This window comes from Ruegeria sp. AN11 (genome assembly GCF_056536005.1).
The window spans coordinates 2,446,400-2,464,351 of the sequence record NZ_JBQFJD010000001.1; the positions used below are offsets into that span (position 1 = coordinate 2,446,400).

Annotated in this window: 19 protein-coding genes; 13 read left to right on the forward strand and 6 right to left on the reverse strand. The window is 53.4% G+C overall.

Translation table 11 applies throughout. The features are described from left to right. Positions 1-30: 30 nt before the first annotated feature. The 5 genes from ACR3EQ_RS12055 (at position 31) to ACR3EQ_RS12075 (ending at position 7,132) form a co-directional block, all read left to right on the forward strand. On the forward strand, positions 31-1,584 hold the full coding sequence (locus ACR3EQ_RS12055) for an ABC transporter substrate-binding protein (protein WP_480490754.1): 1,554 nt from the start codon (positions 31-33) through the stop codon (positions 1,582-1,584). Next, the gene (locus ACR3EQ_RS12060; RefSeq protein WP_170612361.1) at positions 1,585-2,553 is read left to right on the forward strand and encodes an ABC transporter permease; all 969 of its coding nucleotides are present in this window, start codon (positions 1,585-1,587) and stop codon (positions 2,551-2,553) included. It begins immediately after the preceding gene. Further along, on the forward strand, positions 2,550-3,464 hold the full coding sequence (locus tag ACR3EQ_RS12065; protein WP_170612359.1) for an ABC transporter permease: 915 nt from the start codon (positions 2,550-2,552) through the stop codon (positions 3,462-3,464). Before ACR3EQ_RS12060 ends, ACR3EQ_RS12065 begins: the two co-directional genes overlap by 4 nt. Next, a complete protein-coding gene (locus tag ACR3EQ_RS12070; RefSeq protein WP_170612357.1) occupies positions 3,461-5,149 on the forward strand; it encodes an ABC transporter ATP-binding protein in 1,689 nt (562 codons plus the stop codon). Before ACR3EQ_RS12065 ends, ACR3EQ_RS12070 begins: the two co-directional genes overlap by 4 nt. 708 nt (positions 5,150-5,857) lie before the next feature. Then, a complete protein-coding gene (locus ACR3EQ_RS12075) occupies positions 5,858-7,132 on the forward strand; it encodes an adenylate/guanylate cyclase domain-containing protein (RefSeq protein WP_170612371.1) in 1,275 nt (424 codons plus the stop codon). Positions 7,133-7,753: 621 nt separating this feature from the next. Here ACR3EQ_RS12075 and ACR3EQ_RS12080 read toward each other — a convergent pair. Together ACR3EQ_RS12080 and ACR3EQ_RS12085 are read right to left on the reverse strand one after the other, a co-directional pair. Then, positions 7,754-8,296, reverse strand: a complete 543-nt coding sequence (locus ACR3EQ_RS12080) for an alpha/beta fold hydrolase (RefSeq protein ID WP_170612373.1) — start codon at positions 8,294-8,296, stop codon at positions 7,754-7,756. Between the two features lie 749 nt (positions 8,297-9,045). Then, positions 9,046-9,402, reverse strand: coding sequence for an alpha/beta hydrolase (locus ACR3EQ_RS12085; RefSeq protein WP_480490756.1), 357 nt, complete (start codon positions 9,400-9,402; stop codon positions 9,046-9,048). A gap of 28 nt (positions 9,403-9,430) precedes the next feature. Between ACR3EQ_RS12085 and ACR3EQ_RS12090 the strand changes: the two genes are divergently transcribed. Both ACR3EQ_RS12090 and ACR3EQ_RS12095 read left to right on the forward strand, forming a co-directional pair. Further along, the gene (locus ACR3EQ_RS12090; RefSeq protein WP_170548140.1) at positions 9,431-9,718 is read left to right on the forward strand and encodes a transposase; all 288 of its coding nucleotides are present in this window, start codon (positions 9,431-9,433) and stop codon (positions 9,716-9,718) included. A 23-nt stretch (positions 9,719-9,741) separates the two neighbouring features. Further along, positions 9,742-10,572, forward strand: a complete 831-nt coding sequence (locus tag ACR3EQ_RS12095) for an IS3 family transposase (RefSeq protein ID WP_170612379.1) — start codon at positions 9,742-9,744, stop codon at positions 10,570-10,572. Between the two features lie 365 nt (positions 10,573-10,937). Here ACR3EQ_RS12095 and ACR3EQ_RS12100 read toward each other — a convergent pair whose 3' ends face one another. Beyond that, complete coding sequence (locus tag ACR3EQ_RS12100) at positions 10,938-11,423, reverse strand: GNAT family N-acetyltransferase (RefSeq protein WP_170619826.1); 486 nt, start codon at positions 11,421-11,423, stop codon at positions 10,938-10,940. 285 nt (positions 11,424-11,708) lie between these two features. On the opposite strand from ACR3EQ_RS12100, the gene ACR3EQ_RS12105 reads away from it, so the two are divergent. The 3 genes from ACR3EQ_RS12105 (at position 11,709) to ACR3EQ_RS12115 (ending at position 13,681) form a co-directional block, all read left to right on the forward strand. Then, the gene (locus tag ACR3EQ_RS12105; RefSeq protein ID WP_480490758.1) at positions 11,709-12,329 is read left to right on the forward strand and encodes a cysteine hydrolase family protein; all 621 of its coding nucleotides are present in this window, start codon (positions 11,709-11,711) and stop codon (positions 12,327-12,329) included. Positions 12,330-12,538: 209 nt separating this feature from the next. Beyond that, positions 12,539-13,315 (forward strand): 2-keto-4-pentenoate hydratase, encoded by a 777-nt coding sequence (locus ACR3EQ_RS12110; protein WP_480490760.1) that lies wholly within the window; start codon positions 12,539-12,541, stop codon positions 13,313-13,315. Positions 13,316-13,540: 225 nt separating this feature from the next. After that, positions 13,541-13,681, forward strand: coding sequence for an HNH endonuclease (locus ACR3EQ_RS12115; RefSeq protein ID WP_170619987.1), 141 nt, complete (start codon positions 13,541-13,543; stop codon positions 13,679-13,681). Between the two features lie 186 nt (positions 13,682-13,867). Here ACR3EQ_RS12115 and ACR3EQ_RS12120 read toward each other — a convergent pair whose 3' ends face one another. From ACR3EQ_RS12120 to ACR3EQ_RS12130, 3 genes are all read right to left on the reverse strand, one after another. Then, on the reverse strand, positions 13,868-14,404 hold the full coding sequence (locus ACR3EQ_RS12120) for a hypothetical protein (RefSeq protein WP_170617475.1): 537 nt from the start codon (positions 14,402-14,404) through the stop codon (positions 13,868-13,870). After that, positions 14,388-15,158, reverse strand: a complete 771-nt coding sequence (locus ACR3EQ_RS12125; protein ID WP_170621300.1) for a hypothetical protein — start codon at positions 15,156-15,158, stop codon at positions 14,388-14,390. The genes ACR3EQ_RS12120 and ACR3EQ_RS12125 overlap by 17 nt, the downstream gene beginning before the upstream one ends. A 72-nt stretch (positions 15,159-15,230) precedes the next feature. Continuing rightward, complete coding sequence (locus tag ACR3EQ_RS12130) at positions 15,231-15,746, reverse strand: DUF805 domain-containing protein (protein ID WP_170408624.1); 516 nt, start codon at positions 15,744-15,746, stop codon at positions 15,231-15,233. 565 nt (positions 15,747-16,311) lie between these two features. Here ACR3EQ_RS12130 and ACR3EQ_RS12135 point away from each other — a divergent pair. The 3 genes from ACR3EQ_RS12135 to ACR3EQ_RS12145 all read left to right on the forward strand — a co-directional run bounded on the left by ACR3EQ_RS12135 (position 16,312) and on the right by ACR3EQ_RS12145 (position 17,944). Further along, positions 16,312-16,611: a hypothetical protein gene (locus ACR3EQ_RS12135; RefSeq protein WP_170756245.1), complete on the forward strand. Its 300-nt coding sequence runs from the start codon at positions 16,312-16,314 to the stop codon at positions 16,609-16,611. A 300-nt stretch (positions 16,612-16,911) separates the two neighbouring features. Beyond that, entirely contained in the window at positions 16,912-17,274 is a 363-nt protein-coding gene (locus ACR3EQ_RS12140) for a hypothetical protein (RefSeq protein WP_170470484.1), read from the forward strand. A 55-nt stretch (positions 17,275-17,329) separates the two neighbouring features. After that, positions 17,330-17,944 (forward strand): hypothetical protein, encoded by a 615-nt coding sequence (locus tag ACR3EQ_RS12145; protein WP_170408626.1) that lies wholly within the window; start codon positions 17,330-17,332, stop codon positions 17,942-17,944. The last annotated feature ends 8 nt before the right edge of the window (positions 17,945-17,952 follow it).

The window sequence follows — 17,952 nt, forward strand, 5'->3', positions numbered from 1 at the left end:
GGGCTCGCCGCCACATATGTGGGAGCTATTATGAGACGTCTGACCACTGCCGCGCTAATGTGTGCGCTTGCGTTACCCGTATCAGCCGAAGAGTTCACGTTTGCGGTCACGACCGACCCGCAAACGCTGGACCCGCATGCAGTCAATTCCGCCCCCGTTTTGGGGTTTCTGAATAACGTCTACGAAGGGCTCGTCCGTCGGGGCAAAGATATGTCCATCGAACCGGCGCTGGCGACCAGCTGGGAGACCATTGGTGACGGCGCAGGCTGGCGGTTCAATCTGCGGGAAGGCGTGACGTTTCATGATGGGTCTGAGTTCAACGCAGATGATGTGATATTCTCGTACCAGCGTGCCTCGGATGAAAATTCGGATACCCGTAGCTGGTTCGCTCCGGTCAGCGAGGTGGTGAAGGTCGACGACTACACCGTTGATGTCATGACGACCGCGCCCAATCCGATCTTTCCAGACAGCATCGCCAACTGGATGATCCTTGATAGCGGGTGGGCCGAGGTGAATGACGCCACATTGCCTGACAAAGAGGCTGGCAACCACGCGACACTGAACGCCAACGGCACCGGCGCATTCCGTGTCACTGCGCGAGAGCCGGGTTTGCGCACCGTTCTGGAACCATTTGACGGTTGGTGGGGTGAGGCAGAGCATAACCTGACCCGCGCTGAACTGGTGCCCATCCAGAATCCTGCAACAGCGCTGGCGGCGTTACTGTCGGGTGATGTGGACTTTATCAATCCTGTCCCAATTCAGGACGTCGCCCGGTTGCAAGGGAACCCGGACGTAAAGGTCATTCAGGGTATCGAAGCGCGCGTTATCATGCTGGGCTTTGATCAGCAGGAGGGCGCAAGCGAAGCAGGGCAAGGCAGTTCTGATCTGTTCCGTGACCCGCGCGTTCGTGAGGCCGTAGCCAAGGCCGTCAACGTGCCGGCCATCTTGCAAACCATCATGCGCGGCAACGCCGAGGTGGCGAGCCAACTTGTCAGCCCAGCAATGCGAGGGTTCTCGGTTGCAAACGCGGACCCGTATGCCTTCGACCCCGAAGGCGCGAAGGCGCTACTGGTTGAGGCCGGTGCTGAAGGCGCTGAAGTTAGCTTCAAATGTTCCAACAATCGCTACCTGAATGACGAGTCCGTCTGCCAGGCGATCACAGCCATGCTGACGCAGGTTGGATTGAAAGTAACACTCGATGCAATGCCCGTTCAGAACTACTGGCCGGAACTGCGGGCTGACAATTTCGACATGTATCTGCTGGGATGGTCGCCCGGGACTTTCGACGCCGAACATCCGGTGCGTTTTCTCGCCTCGACCCCCAATGAGGAAAAGAAACTGGGCTCTTGGAACTTTGGCGGTTACTCCAACGCCCGCGTGGATGAATTACTGCCAATGATCCAGTCCGAAATTGACGAAACCAAGCGTCAGGCGATGCTGGATAAGGTCGCAAGTATCTTGCAGGACGAAGTGGCCTATGTGCCCCTCTACGTCCAACCGCTGGTTTGGGGCGCGCGCAGCAATATCGAGTTGACGCAACGGCCTGATAACTTCTTCCTTCTGCGCTGGGTCACGGTCAACTAAATGCTGTCATACATTATCAGGCGTGTGGCCCAGTCGGCGCTGGTCCTTTTTGTTGTAGGCCTTGTTGCCTTTTCCATGTTCCGCTTTGTCGGCGACCCGATCGACAACATGCTGGGGCAGGAACGGACGATGGAAGATGTGGAGCGTCTGCGCAGCCAGTTGGGCCTCGATCAGCCGTTTCCGGTGCAATATGTGAAGTTTCTGAAAGAGGCCGTACAGGGCAATTTTGGCGTCAGCTTCCGTCAGGGCCGCCCGGTCGCCGAGATTTTGTCTGAACGCGCACCAGCAACGCTGGAACTGGCGATCGTCTCGGCTGTGTTCGCGATTGTCCTTGGCATCGCCCTGGGCGTTTTCACCGCCATCAGGCGGGATGGCTTTGCGGCGAATTTCATCATGTCGGCCTCACTGATTGGGGTGTCCTTGCCCACTTTCCTGATCGGCATCCTGCTCATTTATATCTTCTCGGTCGAACTTGGCTGGCTTCCCAGTTTCGGACGCGGAGAGGTCGTGGATCTGGGATGGTGGAGCACCGGTTTGCTGACCGCAAGCGGGCTTAAGGCATTGATTTTGCCTGCAATAACACTCGGTCTATACCAAATGACTCTGATCATGCGTTTGGTGCGGTCTGAAATGTTGGAAGTTCTCCGGCAGGACTATATCCGCTTTGCCCGCGCCCGTGGCCTGAGCGATCGGACCATAAACTTTCGCCACGCACTGAAAAACACGATGGTCCCGGTGATCACCATCATCGGCCTGCAATTGGGGGCCATTATCGCCTTTGCCATCATCACCGAGACGGTGTTCCAGTGGCCAGGCCTTGGCCTTCTGTTTATCAACGCAATCCAGTTCGTGGATATTCCTGTCATGGCGGCTTACCTGATGATGATCTCAGTCATCTTTGTTACCATCAACCTAGCGGTCGACATTCTCTACGCATTCATCGACCCGCGCCTGAGGGTCAGCGCATGAGTCGTGTAAGACGCATTCTGGACAGCGACCAGTTCTACGCCTTTCGCCGGTCGCCTGTGGCCATGGTATCGGCCGCGGTCGCGTTGGTTCTGATCCTCGCAACGATCCTGGCACCGCTGATTGCGCCGACGAACCCGTTTGACCCGTCCAGCCTGAACCTAATGAATGGCTTCACCCCACCGATGGAGCCGAATGCCTTTACCGGTGAAAGCTTCCTTATGGGCACCGACGATCAGGGGCGGGATGTGTTCTCGACCATCCTGTACGGGATGCGGATTTCGCTGTTTGTCGGGGTGGCCGCGGTTCTGTTTGCCATGGTTCTGGGGATCATTCTGGGCTTGCTGTCCGGCTATTTCGGCGGCTGGACCGAAACGATCATCATGCGCACGGCCGATGTGCAGCTGACTTTCCCGTCGATCCTTCTGGCCATGTTGATCTTTGGTATCGCAAAGGGCGTCACACCCGTTGAGTATCGCGACCAGATGGCGATCTGGGTGCTGATCCTTGCCATCGGCCTGTCTGACTGGGTGCAGTTCGCCCGTGTCGTCAGGGGCGCGACTTTGGTTGAGAAGAACAAGGATTATGTCGCCGCCGCGCGCATTATCGGGCAAAGCCCACTGACGATCATGCTGCGCCACATCCTGCCCAATGTGCTGTCACCGGTATTGGTGATCGCAACAATCTCACTGGCTCTGGCGATCATTGCCGAGGCGACGCTCAGCTTTCTGGGCGTTGGTGCGCCGCCTACGCAACCCTCGCTGGGTACCTTGATCCGCATCGGACAGGGTTTCCTGTTCTCGGGCGAGTGGTGGATCCTGTTCTTCCCGGCCTGCACTCTGCTGGCGCTGGCGTTGAGCGTGAACCTGCTGGGCGACTGGTTGCGCGATGTTCTGAACCCGAGGCTGAAATGACTGATCCCGTTCTTTCTATCCGCAACCTGACGGTGGAAATCCCGACCCGCCACGGCGTTTTCAAGCCGGTGGAGCACGTGACCTATGATCTGCATCCTGGCGAAATTCGGGGGGTCGTTGGCGAAAGCGGCGCTGGTAAATCCATGACCGGCAATGCTGTGATCGGCCTGCTGGACCCTCCGGCCCATGTGTCCGAGGGCGAGGTCTGGCTAAACGGTCGCAGGATCGACGAACTGGATGCAGAGGACAAGCGCAGAATCCGGGGCAAGGAGATCGGAATGATCTTTCAGGACCCGCTGACCTCGCTCAATCCGCTATTCACAGTGGGTCAGCAACTGGTGGAGACGATCCAACTGCACCTGGGCCTGTCTGCAACAGCGGCCAAAAAGCGTGCCATTGCACTGCTGGACCGCGTCTCCATCCCCGACCCGGCGGATCGGTTCAATCAGTATCCGCACCAGTTTTCCGGCGGGATGCGCCAGCGGGTTGTGATCGCCTTGGCCTTGTGCTCCGAACCCAGCGTCCTGATCGCGGACGAACCCACAACGGCCTTGGACGTGTCCGTTCAGGCGCAAGTACTGGACCTGATCAAGGAACTGGCGAAGGAGCGTCAGGTTGGAGTAATCCTCGTGACGCACGACATGGGTGTTATCGCCGACACCACTGATACGGTCACCGTCATGTATTCCGGCCAAGTGGTCGAAAGCGGCACGACCGATCAGATCCTTGGCGCGCCCACGCATGATTACACCAAATCCCTGATTGCCGCCGTGCCACGACCTCACACCAAGGTAGAACGCTTTCCGGTGGTCAGCTATGGCGAGCGGGCAAGAACCTTCAAGATTGATGATCTGGCGGCGCATTGGGACAAAACCGAGTTGTCAGAATCCGGTAAGCTGCTTGAAGTCGAGAACATCACGAAAACGTTCCTGCAAAAGGGCGGCCTGCTGCCATCGCAGCGGCGTTACTTCACCGCCGTCGATCAGGTCAGTTTCGACATTCGCGATGGTGAGGTATTTGGTCTTGTTGGCGAAAGTGGCTCTGGCAAGTCCACCGTCGCGCGGATGATCGGCACGCTGTATCCAGTGGACGGTGGCCGCGTGATCTTTGACGGTCAGGATGTGACGGCCATGGGAGCAGACGCCCTGCAGGCCTATCGCCGCCAAATTCAAATGATCTTTCAGGATCCTTTCTCCAGCCTCAATCCACGAATGAGGGTCGGGGACCTCGTGGCCGAGCCAATCCATCACCACAAAATCCTGCCCAAGTCCGCTATCGAACCGCGGGTGCGCGAATTGCTTGACTGGGTTGGGTTGGCCAAGGACGCGTGGCGTAAGTATCCACATGAATTTTCCGGCGGGCAGCGGCAACGCATTTGTATTGCCCGCGCCCTTGCAACTCAGCCCCGTTTTCTGATCTGTGATGAGCCGACCAGCGCCCTGGATGTGTCCATTCAGGCGCAAATCCTGAACATTCTCAAAGACCTGCAAGACTACCTCGGCTTGACTATGCTCTTTATCAGCCATGATCTCCCGGTCGTACGTCAGATGTGTGACCGAGTGGGCGTGATGCGTCATGGGAAGCTGCTTGAAGTTCAGAAGACGGACTCTTTGTTCGTATCTCCAGAGCATCCGTATACACGGGAACTTTTGGATTTGATGCCCCGGCTAAAGCAATTGGCGTAATTTTACCGACTTGGTCTTGCATCGGTTTTTTCAGAAGAAGTTGTTTGAAAGGTGCATGCGCAAACAATCAACGGTAGTTTAAACTCAAACACCGACTTGATATGGCTCCATCGCAAAGCATCTGGTCGATCCTGTAGGCCTAAGATTTTCTCAGGTTCAGATTTAAAACTTGGAGTGTTGGCTAAATCGACGGATTCCGCGTGAGTTGACCTTCAGGAATAATGTTCGCTACGTCAATTCCGCCCGGTTTGGCCACTTCTCAAGCAAGGGCTTTCGCATTCAACCTGCCGAACCCAAACTTAGTAACCCTTGATCGCACTTTCATAGAGAATGACCGCTATATTGGCTGCGAATGCAGCACATAGGTCAAGTACTGCAAAGCAGCTAAGGACTGCACTAATGTCAGCTCTCAGAGCAGTCGTTCGCTGCGCAGAGCATCAGTGACCGCTCTGCGGACAAAGCGGCCATTAGTTGCACCGCTGCACAGGCCCTAGGAAAGAGTAATTTAGAGTTGAATAGTCACGTTTCTCAATCGACTGTCGCGCCTGGCACTTTTTCTTAGCTCGAAAAATTGACGGGCTTTGGCCAATATCGCGAGCGAACGCGCGTGAGAATTTGCAAACCCATCGCTAGAGAGCTGAGCGTTCGAAGACAAACCGAATGACACGAGCTTTCGGCTGTAACAAGATGATGGTGGAGGTGTAAGTTATGGCGGATGTTTTCGACCGCATTGCAGATTGGCTGCAAAAGCTGGCCTTTTTTGATGCTGACCTTGGTGGACTAGTCGAGCAGTTAAGTAACAGGCTGATCGATGGTGGCGTGCCGGTCACGCGTGTTTCCTTGGGTCGCCTGATGATGCACCCTGTAATTGGATTGCTCGATGCAACTTGGGATGCATCAAACCATCGTATTGAATGGACTGTTCTTCCACGCAGCTCAGTAACGGCTGATCTCTTCGACAAAGCACCCTTCGGAGAGAATTCGAAATTGGCCAATGAGATTGCGAAACAGCACTTTAATAAGGAAGTATGGGACTTGGCGGACGGACTTGCGAACGGCACAATCAAGTTTCCTTTCATGCGAGCAAATCTGACTGATCAAGCGACCCGTGACAAATTTCCGCTATTCCGAAAACTCGCTGAAGCAGGCGTCACCGACTATGTCGTATGCAGTGCACCATTCGGCAATCGTACTGTTGTCTTTGACGGAGAGTTGGAGTGGGCTTTGGGCGCGTCTGTGTCTTTTGCTACAAAGCGTCGCTCTGGCTTCACAGACCGTGAGGTAGATGGTCTGTCGCGGCTGTCTTTACCTTTGCTTGGTGCAGCGCGTGTATTGTCGGAGCAGTTCTTGGCAGCTGAGTTGATGGAGGTCTATCTAGGCAAGTTGTCCGGTCGATCCGTACTGAACGGTCAAATAGCCCGGGGAGATGTCAGCATAATTGACTGTGCTCTCTTGTTCAGCGATATGCGCGGCTCAACGGCGTTGAGCCAGCGCTTGTCATCGGAAAAATATGTCGCGACGGTTAACCAATTCTTCGATTGTGTCGGTGGGGCGGTACACGATCACGGCGGAGAGGTTCTTAAATTCGTTGGCGATGGGTTGCTTGCGATCTTTCCTTTTGATGGTCAACGAAGACTACCCGAAGACATGTGCGAAGCAGCCCTGTCCGCGGCGCGTGAAGCGTTCCAAAGGAATGAAGAACTTGATCCATCAGACCGTGCTGAATTTGGGGTTGGTTTGCACACTGGGGCGGCTGTCTACGGAAATGTTGGCACTGAAAAGCGCTTGGATTTTACGGTAACCGGCCCATCAGTCGCTATAGCCAGCAGGTTAGAGGGCCTGACGCGAAAACTTGAGGCGCGGCTTTTAGCAACGGGCGATTTTGTGAACTTGGTATCTGAAGAGCCGCAAAAATTGGGGCGGCATTCTCTGCGGGGTTTTGAGGAAGACTTAGAGGTCTTTTCTTACGAAATCATCACATAACGCTCAATTCCATTAGGCTTTTGGCAATCATTCGTTGAGGCGCGGCTATGCGTCAGCGAACCCCTGCAAAGTCGGTCCAACACAAACCAGCGACCTTGCGCTTCTAGGATTCGATGCCTTGGTGGATGAAACCATACAGGTCTCCACGGCTAAAGGTGCGGGCGAAGGCGTAAGCTTCGGAAGCGAGACTCGCCTGATGTGCCAATAGACGACTGCACGACTTGGAAATCAGGTTTTCATCTGGGCTCGAGGCGTAAAACGCCGACCCGCCTTTGCAATGCATAGCCAAGCCAATATCGCTTGCGGTAGCTCGAGTGCCGATCTTGGCAGCCAACTGCTCATCAGCTTCAGTTTTTTTGGCGGTTCGCTCTTCGGATTGTGCGTTCGATTAATTCCGTCACCTGGCAGGGCGTTTCAATGGAAGACGAGTGGCCCGCTCTGCGAAACACCACCAGTTCAGAACTCTTGATTTCTCGATGGATGCGCTCGGACCTTTCGGGAACCGTCGCCACATCTTCGTCCCCGACGCCAATCCCGACGGGAACTTTAATGTTAGCGAGGAGGTCAATGCAGCCCGCCCGTTCGATCACGCCTTTGACTGCACGTGTAATGCCGATCCGATCATTTCCCGAAATAGCCTTGGACCATCTGGTTTTTTTCCTCAGCGCGTTCAGTGTCCTCGAGAAACGTGCGGCCAAACACAATTGGCATCACCCGTCCAATGACAGCCCATAGTCCAATCCATCGTGCCACAAAGTTCAGCATTCTGTAGCGCGGAGCGTTTTGGGAATCTTCAGGATCGGCGCTTCTTTCAAGCAGGGTCAGTGTTTTGACCAGGCTTGGCTCCCGCGCGGCCAATCTCATCCCGACAAATCCGCCCATGCTTAGTCCAACAAAATGGCACGGCTTTGCATCCAGATGCTTGATCAGTGCAGCTGCGTCCGAAGTGAGTGTGTCAATGTCATAACCGGCATCCGTAACGCCACTCCTGCCTTGCCCTCGATGATCGAATGTAATGCACCGATAGCGATCTCGTAGTTGAGAAACCTGCGCTTCAAACATCGCTCCACTGAACAAAAGGCCATGAGAAAAGACGACCGTCTCTCCTTTGCCACCCGTATCATCGTAGTGGATCTGTGCACCGTTTAGGCTAACCGTCGGCATTGAATTCTCTTTGCTTAGGAATGACGAAAATAACAGAAATCTGGCGAAAGTTCACTAGAGCGTTCCAAATTTGGTTCGCAAAGCCTTTTCCCAAGCCCTATCCAATGGACTGTTTGCAGCCCGAAGCGGCCATTCACAAATGGACTTTGAATATCCCGAGAAGTAGACAAAGCTGTCGATTTCTTTTGAGGCCCACCGGTTGTCTTTCTGAACTTGAAGCCGAGCGCGCGCCTTAAAATTTCTCTATAAGTTGGGGGATGGCCCACTCACAAACCACCCCCCAGCCGAACTGGACTGCAAAGGTCCAGGACGGTTGACTAAAATCGTTCAATTGCGGTTTCTACTTGGCCGCAAAACTTATCAATATCGCGCTTTAGCATATCACTTTCTCGCGTCTCATCTCTGACGCCAGATAGTTCTTCCATAACAGCCCACAAATCTTTTTCTGGAGCTGCCTCCGCGATGCGCACCAAAGCTCGAATAAGGGCGGCCGTTACGAGGCCATTGCCCCGGGCAGCGCGTCGCAGAGCTGGCATCGAGTCTCGAAGCAGACCTCTGCGCGGTGCTTGGTCTACGATGCGCGGATAATCTCCGCCGGACGCATACCCGCCAGCCGCACCTCCAGCCAGCGAATGTAGCCATTGAGGTTCTTCGAGACCAGTCCACAGAAAGGCTTGATGAAACTTTTGTAGCGGGCATGGAGCGAGTTCACGTTTTGGATGTGCTAGCAGCCTGGGGCATTGGCTTTATTACTGTGTGATCAGCAAATCTCCTCCCCTTTGGGCAAAAAGAACGCCTCGGGTGAAAAGTCCAAGTTCGGCCGCAGTTCCGAATACATTCACGCCCTGTTCGTTGAGAGCGTTGATATAGGAAAGAAAAAGCTCGGACTCAGCTGCTTTGCTGTGCGCAAGAGATCGACCGTCCTGAACTCCGGATAGGTCCACGATTGACACCTCGACGTCGCCCAATTCGATAGAGGAACGCACGGAACCGACTCTTTTTTCCCGACCTCGCAAGCGAGCAGAAAGAGATAGCGCTTGGTCATCGTCTGACACAATGACGAAAATAGGTAGTCCAGCTGTCTTAGCCCCGTAAAACTGTGCCACTATTTTGGTGTCACGGAAGGGATGATGGATGGCTCGGAAGCGGTATTCGGATGAAGATGCGTTGAAGCTTTTGCGCGAGATCGACGTGCATTTGCATGATGGTTTGGATGTTGTGAGCGCTTGTCGGAAGGCGGGGATTTCAGACAAGACGTATTACTACTGGCGCAAGAAGTTTGGCGGCATGGGGCGGCCGCAGTTGTCAGAGATGCGAGCGCTTCAGAAAGAGAATGAGCGGCTTAAGAAGATCGTGGCTGATCTTCAGCTCGACAAGCTGATCCTGAAGGAGAGCCTGGATCATTTAAAGCCCAAGGCCTGACGGTTGATGGGTTGCGTCAGGCCGTGATCCACACCCGCCAAAAGCTGGATACATCGGAACGTCGAACCTGCGCAGTGTTGGGTGTGGCGCGGTCCAGTCATCGCTATCGGTCCAAGGCTACTAGTGATGATGCGCTGCGCCTGGCGATGATCCGGCTGGCCAAGCAATACGGACGATATGGTTATCGGAAAGTGACAGCGCTTTTGCGGATAGAGGGCTGGCAGGTCAATCACAAGAAGATCGAACGATTATGGGGCGAAGAAGGCTTGCAGCTGCCACATCGGCATAAGAAACGAAGGCGGCTCTATCACAAGGGCAGCTCTGTCATCCGGCTCAGGCCCACGCATCCCAACCATGTCTGGGCGATTGATTTTGTCCATGACAAGCTGAGCAGTGGGCGGAGCTACAAGATGCTGACTGTGCTTGATGAGTACACCCGTGAGGCGCTCTGCGTGGCAGTGCGACCCAGAATGAATGCAGCTGACGTTCTGGACGTTCTGCACCGGCTGCTGATGAAACACGGTAAGCCCGAGTTTATTCGTTCAGACAACGGCCCGGAGTTCATCGCTGCACCGCTTCAGGAGTGGCTCCGACGGGTCGGTATCCAACCGATCCAGATCTACCCAGGGTCACCGTGGGAAAATGGCTACAACGAACGCTTCAACGGAACACTCCGTCGCGAAGTCCTCAACGCCGAATGGTTCCACACAACCAAACAAGCTCAGGTCGCCATCAATGTCTGGCTCAGACAATACAACCAGATCCGGCCACATCATGCTCTGAACATGCGCCCACCTGTGCCTGAAACCTTATTAGAGAAACCTCAATTTAGTGGTGCCGAACGAGGGGGCTAGACAACTTCTGCGCCCACGGGTCGAAGATGCGCAATGATGTTATCTAGACCTAATGTAGGTGCGCGCATAACGCTGCATTCCTAACACTGATTTTATTCAGAAAATCTGGGGGGCTTCGCCCATAATTTTGCGCAGCATTTGCGCATAAGTTTGCACGGTTCACTATATACGTTCAAAATTCGATTGTCGTAGCGTAATACGATCAACTTTAACGCATCAAAACTCAATCAAAAGTGCATTCTGACTGGTATAATTCAACCCAAACCGAACAACACAACTCAATCGCGAGGTCGCGGCAAATCCCTTTCAATGTAGCGCGGCTTGGTCGGCCTTGAATGTCCACTCACCGTGGCTCAACCAACGGTTCATATTTCCATAGACATTTCGTGCCAAGTCATTCCTCCATGATCAGAGGTTGATGGACGAAGATAGTTGTACCCAAATCTCTGATAAAGCGGGACGTGATGCTCTTTGCACATAAGGTAGATCGCGGATTTGCCCATTTTTCTCATGCGGCCGACGAATTCAGTCATCAATGCCCGCGATAGGCCTTTTCCTTGATGCGCCGGATCCACGACGACAGACATAATAACGACATTTGGCGCGCCGGGGTCATGCCCTACAAGTTCTTTGAATTCCTCGTCAGACATTTCAACGTTGTACGCACATCCGCAATTCACAAAGCCAACAATCTCGCCTTCGATTTCAAGAATGAGGAAACCATCGGGATAGACCTCGATTCTCTTTGCTATCTTTTCGAGGGTAGCCGCTTCGTCGCCTTCATAGGCATCAGTCTCGATCTCAAAGCATCGAATTGCATCATAGGTTTGGGCATTTCGAAATCTGTTCATGCATTTACACTATGAACGATGGGTCAAGTTGTATAGCCGCCGTCGGTCTTGCTCGCACCATTGCTCAATCTGCGCGCGGCGCAGACTCTCTCTGCGCTCACATCTAGCGGCAGCTTTGCGGGCAATGTTGCCCCAGGCGCACACATGCTTTTCATTCCACAACAACGCAGCACACCCTTGACCGTAATCACTTGCACATTTAGTCAAGTTTGATCTGCCCGCTGGGACGACCCGGCCAAGCAAGGGCGTTTTTTTCAGGACGACCTGGCAAATTAGAGGTCGAACATGGCAACTAAAACCAAACAAGCCAGGAAACTGATCGAGGGTAGACCTGCCCTAATCGTAATCGACATTCAAAAGAGCACGTTTATTGATGACAGCGAAGTACGCTCCATCGACAACATGCCGGGCTACAAAGAGCGCATGATTGCTGCGCGCGATTTGGTTGACGCTGCGCATGACAACAATGTGCCCGTCATCTTCGTTCAGGAAGTCCATCGTCCCGATCAGATCGACTTCGGCAGGGAACTGGATGGTGACGAAGACATACACTGTCTCGAAGGTGATCCACGGACGGAAGTTGCAAAAGATGAGATGGGATATCGCAAAGGTGACTACATCGTACTGAAGCGACGGTATTCTGCATTTTTTGGAACCGATTTCGAAATCCTGCTGCGCGGTTTAAAAGTAGACACACTTTTATTGTGCGGCGGTTTGACGGATGTTTGTGTGCACTACACATTCGTCGATGGCCAGCAATCAGACTACTTCTGCCGCGTTGTAGAGGACTGCGTTGGAGGGTCATCTGTCCAAGCCCATGAAGCTGCTCTCAAAGCTATGGAGTATCTACAAACCGGCGCTGTTCAGAGCCGAGAAGCAGTGATCAACGCGATCACCTCGCTCTAAATTGCAATCGAACTGTTAGTAGCAGTTGGGGCGCACAATTATTTAGGGTGCACAAACGGGTGGAGATTTTTGTTGCTTGATCGCCTTGGACTTGCCCACTTGAAGCAGAAGATACCGACACTTTCAGTGCAAGCCTTTGAGTGTGCGACGATGGCCCTTCAAAACCTCGCTTGCATCGCAATCCAGCCGTCGGCGCGTATAATGCGAATATGACAAGAGATATTGAATCTAACGCTCAGATAATTGCTGATGCCCTGACCTCTGCCCGGCAGATATCTAAACTGTCTTCAGAGGCAGAACAGCTATCGCTGGATGACGCATATTCGATTGCTAGTCGTGTCCGCGAGATTCTGGGCAAAGAAAGAGTCGGCCGAAAAGTCGGCTTCACGAACCGCACGATTTGGCCTGTTTACGGTGTGGATCAACCCATTTGGGGAGAGGTCCACGCAGATGGGCGGTTTTCGACTGATCAGCCGGTAAACTTGGCAAGTTATTCAGAACCGAGAATCGAGCCAGAAATCGTACTGGGCCTTAAACATGCACCAACAGCTGAAATGAACAATGAGCAGTTGGCAGGTTGCGTGGAATGGGTGGCCCCGGGATTTGAAATTGTTCAATCGATTTATCCCAACTGGAAATTCTCGGTCGAAGACTCAATCGCAGCACAAGGATTGCACGGCTGCCTTGTTCTTGGCGACAAAATCGCGGCTACGCATGATGTCTTGACCGGCTTAGCCGAAGTGCCACTAGCATTGTTCAAGGGCACCGAGGCTATCGAGTCCGGCAAAGGTGAAAACGCGCTTGGAGGCCCAATTGAAGTCCTGGCTCATCTTGTGTCTCTACTCTCACAAGCCGACCAGCTTCAGGCAGGCGAGCTGGTTACAACCGGTACTTTGACAGACGCATGGCCAGTGTCTCCGGGTGAAGAATGGTCAGCTGGTTTTGGTGGCGTGATGGACACCGAGCTATCAGTACAATTTACATGAGGCCTTGGTAGAGTGGTGACGCCGACTGCACCAAAGAAAAGTTACTCTCAATAGCTGACCATGATGGTCTTCCACTGGTTTCATCAAATCTGGGACGCAATTTAACCAGGTCCGGTTTAGGCTCGGTGTCGTCGTTCGCTCAGTCGCGGCGAATGTCCGGAAAGCGGACATGCATCGCGACTGAGCGAATGACCGCGTGGAGCCCATACCTGTGTAGTTTGCCCGATTTCGGACATTTCTGACACTGAACTCCTTAGAGCCTCACACATTAAGCCGTGGAAAGACTGCGAAACTGATGCTGAGCGGTTGGACGTCCACAACGGAATTTTGCTGTCAGCATTATGGGACGCAGCATTCGACACCTAATGTAGGTGCGCTCATAACGCTGCATTCCTATCATTGATTTTATTCAGAAAATCTAAGTGTCTTCGCCCATAATTTTGCACAGCAATTGCGCATAAGTTTGCACGATTTGCCCATAAGTTTGCGCGCCACAGAGAACCCATCGAACAAACCAGCTCCTATGGCTTATCTGCAATTCTCAAATGCAACTTATTCCCAATCGCCAGCAGACGAGCGCCACGTATTAGCGTCCGCATCCCAAACACTGGCGGTGACGCAAGGCGTTGGGTTTATTCCGTCGCAATTGGATCCATGAATATCCGCAACAACAACGCGTTGACGCCCAAAATCAACAACCGTCCAGCCCTGGTTGAGCAAGGATTGAACCTCCTCTTCAATCAAGAAGTGCGACATGCATCCGCCAGTTCCGCAGTAAAGAGATGCGGCGCTCGAACACGCAAAACCAGACTCATTCAAAACCCAGTCGCGTTGTAGATCTCCGTCGAGATCGACCCTTTCAACCGCGCCCCAATCTAAGTCAAACTGACCGTTGTTGAACTCCGCGCATGCCTGCGCCGCCAGATCAACCTTTGCTCGCAAACCGGTTGGAAGTTGCGAAACGTCAGCCGCGACAGCTGGTGAGTTCCATACTAGACCAGAGACCAGCACAAACCTGGAAACTGGACCTTTCAATTGACGCACTACTTGGGAAGGTGTTTGGAAGGCAGCATCAATTGCACTGATCATATCTGTAGTCCCCGTATTCCAGCCAGTTTACCGAGCCTTCGCTAAAAATCAGAAACTCGGACCTGTCTTCCCCAAGTAGGGCTACGACAAATCCGGCCGGCGGCTCAGAGTTTCCGAAGTAACTGTAGGCCGTCATTGCTCTGATTGAATCACCGTTGACTGTTACTCGCGCGTCCCAGTCTCCCTCAGGGTTGTCCAAAATCACGGGTTCGATCACGCGTTTTATCGCTCCGCCACCACAATAGACGATGCCTTCGGGGGGTTCGTAGGAGGCCCCCTGGCTAGGACCTGAATCGCAGGCGGAACGAAGGGACCGAATTGCCGCGCTGGAGCCTTTTAAGTCAAAGATTCCGTAGCTGACATCTTGATCAATCATCGACAGGTTAACCGATGCATTGGCCGCAAGCTGGTCCAGTACAAAACCATAGTCCTCTTGACTATTGAAACTGACCTCGACAGGAAAATTGTCGACGATCTGCAAAGCCGCGTTTTCTGCGCCAACTTGAAATGCCCCAACTTCGGTGGTGCCGTTCTTCAAAAATCGAATGGAAAGCCCCTGCTTCTCCACAATGTCCTGGCTGTCCTCATATCCAGCCGGTGCAAAGCGGATACGGTTACACTGAAGTTCCAGCGTCATGTTTCCAGATTGAATAAATGCATTGGGATTGGGCCCGGAACTAAACGACCACTCCGCTGATGCTGTAGTCGCCATAACCACCATCAGCGTCCCAGTGGAAATCGTTTTGAAACTCATTTTCTCTCTCCATGGTGTTGCGGTTCGGACTTTCATTCAGCAGGAATCCGGCCCGTTACCTGGGCAACCAGGTCAGGAAACAGGTGCGCCGTATTCGTTTGCGCCTTCTTGGGAAGGTCGCGTCAGCCACCAGATCATCAGGATGGACAGAACCAATTGAAGAATTGAGACAACAACAATACCGGTTACGCCCAGGACGGCCGCAGGTCCTCTCAATGCATCGGGGTTTTCGGTCCCTTGCTCCAATACCGAGAAGAACGCCACCCCACCCAGCATAACAAAAAGAGTTACAATGCTGAGCGCCATCGGCAGCAGCAAATACCAGCCAGGTCGTCCTGTATCATGCAGCCTTCTCCAACCAGCGGCCAGCATAGGTATGAGAACGGCCAGTTGGAAAACAGAGGACAGAACCCGTGATCCCTGCCCTGTTTCGGGGTTGGTCCCGAATAAGATGGTGTCCAGCACAGCTAAAGCAGCACTCACGAGAACCACGAACAAGACGAACCACCAGTATTCTGAGCGTAAAGCCCGACCGGAGAACTGGAAGTATTTCGAGAAACACGTTTTTACGGCTTCACCAAATCCCATATTTCACTCCATTCTTTCTTTGCGGCCTCAAATCGCTTCGCCGTTCAGGGGAACACACTCGCCCCTAAGGATGCTCCCTCTTACCTTTTTGTTTGAGCGCAGAGGCCTATCGTACGAGAGCGTAGAGAAATTTACGCGCGGAAAAAATATTGATTTATTAGAAATTAGATTCAAACATGCGAATTCGACACAACTTTATTTTACCTCCGTTATTGTCGTTGCTGCTCGCTGTGCCGAGCCCTTCCGACTGCTGGAGTGAGTGCTGGCGGTCGGAAGGCACTTTACAATGATTGAGCGCTGGGAGGACGCGATGCTCAGACTAAACGTACTCGCCCTCTGTCCAGAGTTTGCTCTAGCATTTGCTAGTGACGTCATTCGGCCTTCACACGTTATTGTCGGCCCCGATAGTCAACGAAATATCTTCCCGCCGACCAAGCCCCCCGCGGCAAGTTTTGGGAATGGTAGTCACAGGATCAAGGTATGTTCAATTGGCTGCACAGACGCGGGAGCTTCAAACAAGCGCATCCAATTTCACTAATTTCAAGGGAACCAGAGGGAGAAGAAAATGTCTAACAAGATGGTGATGATTGCAGGCGCGACATGTTTCGCACTGCTTGCGGCCTGCGACGATACGAGTACATCAAGCGCGTCCGCCGAGCTCACGCCGGCTCAGCAGGCGTGTTTGCGAGATGTAGCCAGCACAACGAACAATTCACAAGTCGTGGTGCTCTCATCCGCGTTTAGCGAGGCGGGAACACAGGTCACAGTCGGCGTTGGCGAGGATCGTGCTCCTTGGAATTGCATTGCTTACAGTGATGGCGCGACAGCTGGTATCGAGTTCCTGGGCGACGAAGGCGCATTGTGACCTGTCTGCTGCGTAGCTGAAAACGGCTGCGCAGCACTGGCTTGATCAGCTGAGGCTCGACTTGGTTTGTAGAACCACCATCATCGTATTCGCGGTCATGTACCTATTGGCGTTGGTTGCATTCTTGACGGGCACATTTGGCTGGTTGGGACAGGAACGAGACCCTTTGTCCGGAGTGTTCCTGCTGCCGTTGGGACTACCTTGGATACTTGTGGCGGACTTATTTTCGGATTCCGCCAAGCCGTGGTTCGCGGCGATTGCTCCGGCGCTCAACCTGTTAGCGCTGGTTTTGATTTGCAGATGGGCACGCAGATTGCGCCAGTAGTGGTGGCTGAACTCTTTCTCACCAAAAGGGAGGAAAACATGGGAAAAGTAATCTTGGGAATTGTGATCGGGCTCGTCCTCGGCGTGGTTGGGGCGATGACCTTGGGTGGCGGGGCCGCGGTGGGTGTCGGCGTTGCGACAGGCTTGTCCGCCGGTGTCTGCACCACATTGAAAGGAGCACAAGCTGAGAACCTTATCACCGCCGAGCAAGCGGATCAGATCCTCAACCGCGTAAATTCCGAAATGGCGTCACTGCAAGGAATTGAAACGACGGACGAGATCGTCGGCAGCGCGCAGGCATGCGATGAATTTCTGTCAAAGTTACGAGACGCGAAGTGAGGTTCCGCTTTGTACGGAACAAAACTCTAAGGATCAGCCAGCAAGGGACCATCTGATGAAATTCGCTGTACTCAAATTCCTCGCACCGATGTTCGCAATCGCAGGCACGGCTTCTTTTGCAATGTCTGAAGCAGACGACGCGTGTATCGATCATTTGCGACAGGTTGGAGGACCAGACGGTCAATCAGGTACGATTGAAAGCTCAGAGTTCTCAGAAGCGGGCACGCTCGTCATGCTACGAGACGCAGGCGGAACACTTTGGCGCTGCATCGCGTACAAGGATGGTAGCATCGGCGAGATGTCGGTTGTCGAAGCGATGGATGATGGCGGTGGAGCCATGGCAGGCGCCGCCGGGTCTACTGGTAGCCAACGTGTCAAATTCGATGCTGGTTCCACCGGCGCCGAACTCGTTGGTGAACTCGCGCCCGGAGCGTCACAGCAATATGTTCTCGGGGCAAAAAACGAACAGTTTCTTTACGTCCGCGTTGCTCCGCGAAATGGCTCCTTAGACTACGTTATTCGTAACCCCGATGGTTCTGAACTGTTGGGATTAATGTCGGCGGACAAGGAGTATCGAGGGCAGCTTTGGCAATCTGGTGATCATGTTGTGGAGGTTATCAATCGCAGCAACTCTTCCGTCGGCTACAACGTAATTTTCGGAATTGAATAGGTGATCGA

Bases quoted from the DNA above. Each gene is read 5' to 3' on its own strand.
- ACR3EQ_RS12060 (WP_170612361.1), top strand. From the start codon at position 1,585: ATGCTGTCATACATTATCAGGCGTGTGGCCCAGTCGGCGCTGGTCCTT.
- ACR3EQ_RS12110 (WP_480490760.1), top strand. From the start codon at position 12,539: ATGACAAGAGATATTGAATCTAACGCTCAGATAATTGCTGATGCCCTG.
- ACR3EQ_RS12090 (WP_170548140.1), top strand. From the start codon at position 9,431: ATGGCTCGGAAGCGGTATTCGGATGAAGATGCGTTGAAGCTTTTGCGC.
- ACR3EQ_RS12120 (WP_170617475.1), bottom strand. From the start codon at position 14,404: ATGATCAGTGCAATTGATGCTGCCTTCCAAACACCTTCCCAAGTAGTG.
- ACR3EQ_RS12125 (WP_170621300.1), bottom strand. From the start codon at position 15,158: ATGAGTTTCAAAACGATTTCCACTGGGACGCTGATGGTGGTTATGGCG.
- ACR3EQ_RS12135 (WP_170756245.1), top strand. From the start codon at position 16,312: ATGTCTAACAAGATGGTGATGATTGCAGGCGCGACATGTTTCGCACTG.
- ACR3EQ_RS12065 (WP_170612359.1), top strand. From the start codon at position 2,550: ATGAGTCGTGTAAGACGCATTCTGGACAGCGACCAGTTCTACGCCTTT.
- ACR3EQ_RS12140 (WP_170470484.1), top strand. From the start codon at position 16,912: ATGGGCACGCAGATTGCGCCAGTAGTGGTGGCTGAACTCTTTCTCACC.
- ACR3EQ_RS12130 (WP_170408624.1), bottom strand. From the start codon at position 15,746: ATGGGATTTGGTGAAGCCGTAAAAACGTGTTTCTCGAAATACTTCCAG.
- ACR3EQ_RS12070 (WP_170612357.1), top strand. From the start codon at position 3,461: ATGACTGATCCCGTTCTTTCTATCCGCAACCTGACGGTGGAAATCCCG.
- ACR3EQ_RS12080 (WP_170612373.1), bottom strand. From the start codon at position 8,296: ATGCCGACGGTTAGCCTAAACGGTGCACAGATCCACTACGATGATACG.
- ACR3EQ_RS12105 (WP_480490758.1), top strand. From the start codon at position 11,709: ATGGCAACTAAAACCAAACAAGCCAGGAAACTGATCGAGGGTAGACCT.
- ACR3EQ_RS12100 (WP_170619826.1), bottom strand. From the start codon at position 11,423: ATGAACAGATTTCGAAATGCCCAAACCTATGATGCAATTCGATGCTTT.
- ACR3EQ_RS12145 (WP_170408626.1), top strand. From the start codon at position 17,330: ATGAAATTCGCTGTACTCAAATTCCTCGCACCGATGTTCGCAATCGCA.
- ACR3EQ_RS12075 (WP_170612371.1), top strand. From the start codon at position 5,858: ATGGCGGATGTTTTCGACCGCATTGCAGATTGGCTGCAAAAGCTGGCC.
- ACR3EQ_RS12055 (WP_480490754.1), top strand. From the start codon at position 31: ATGAGACGTCTGACCACTGCCGCGCTAATGTGTGCGCTTGCGTTACCC.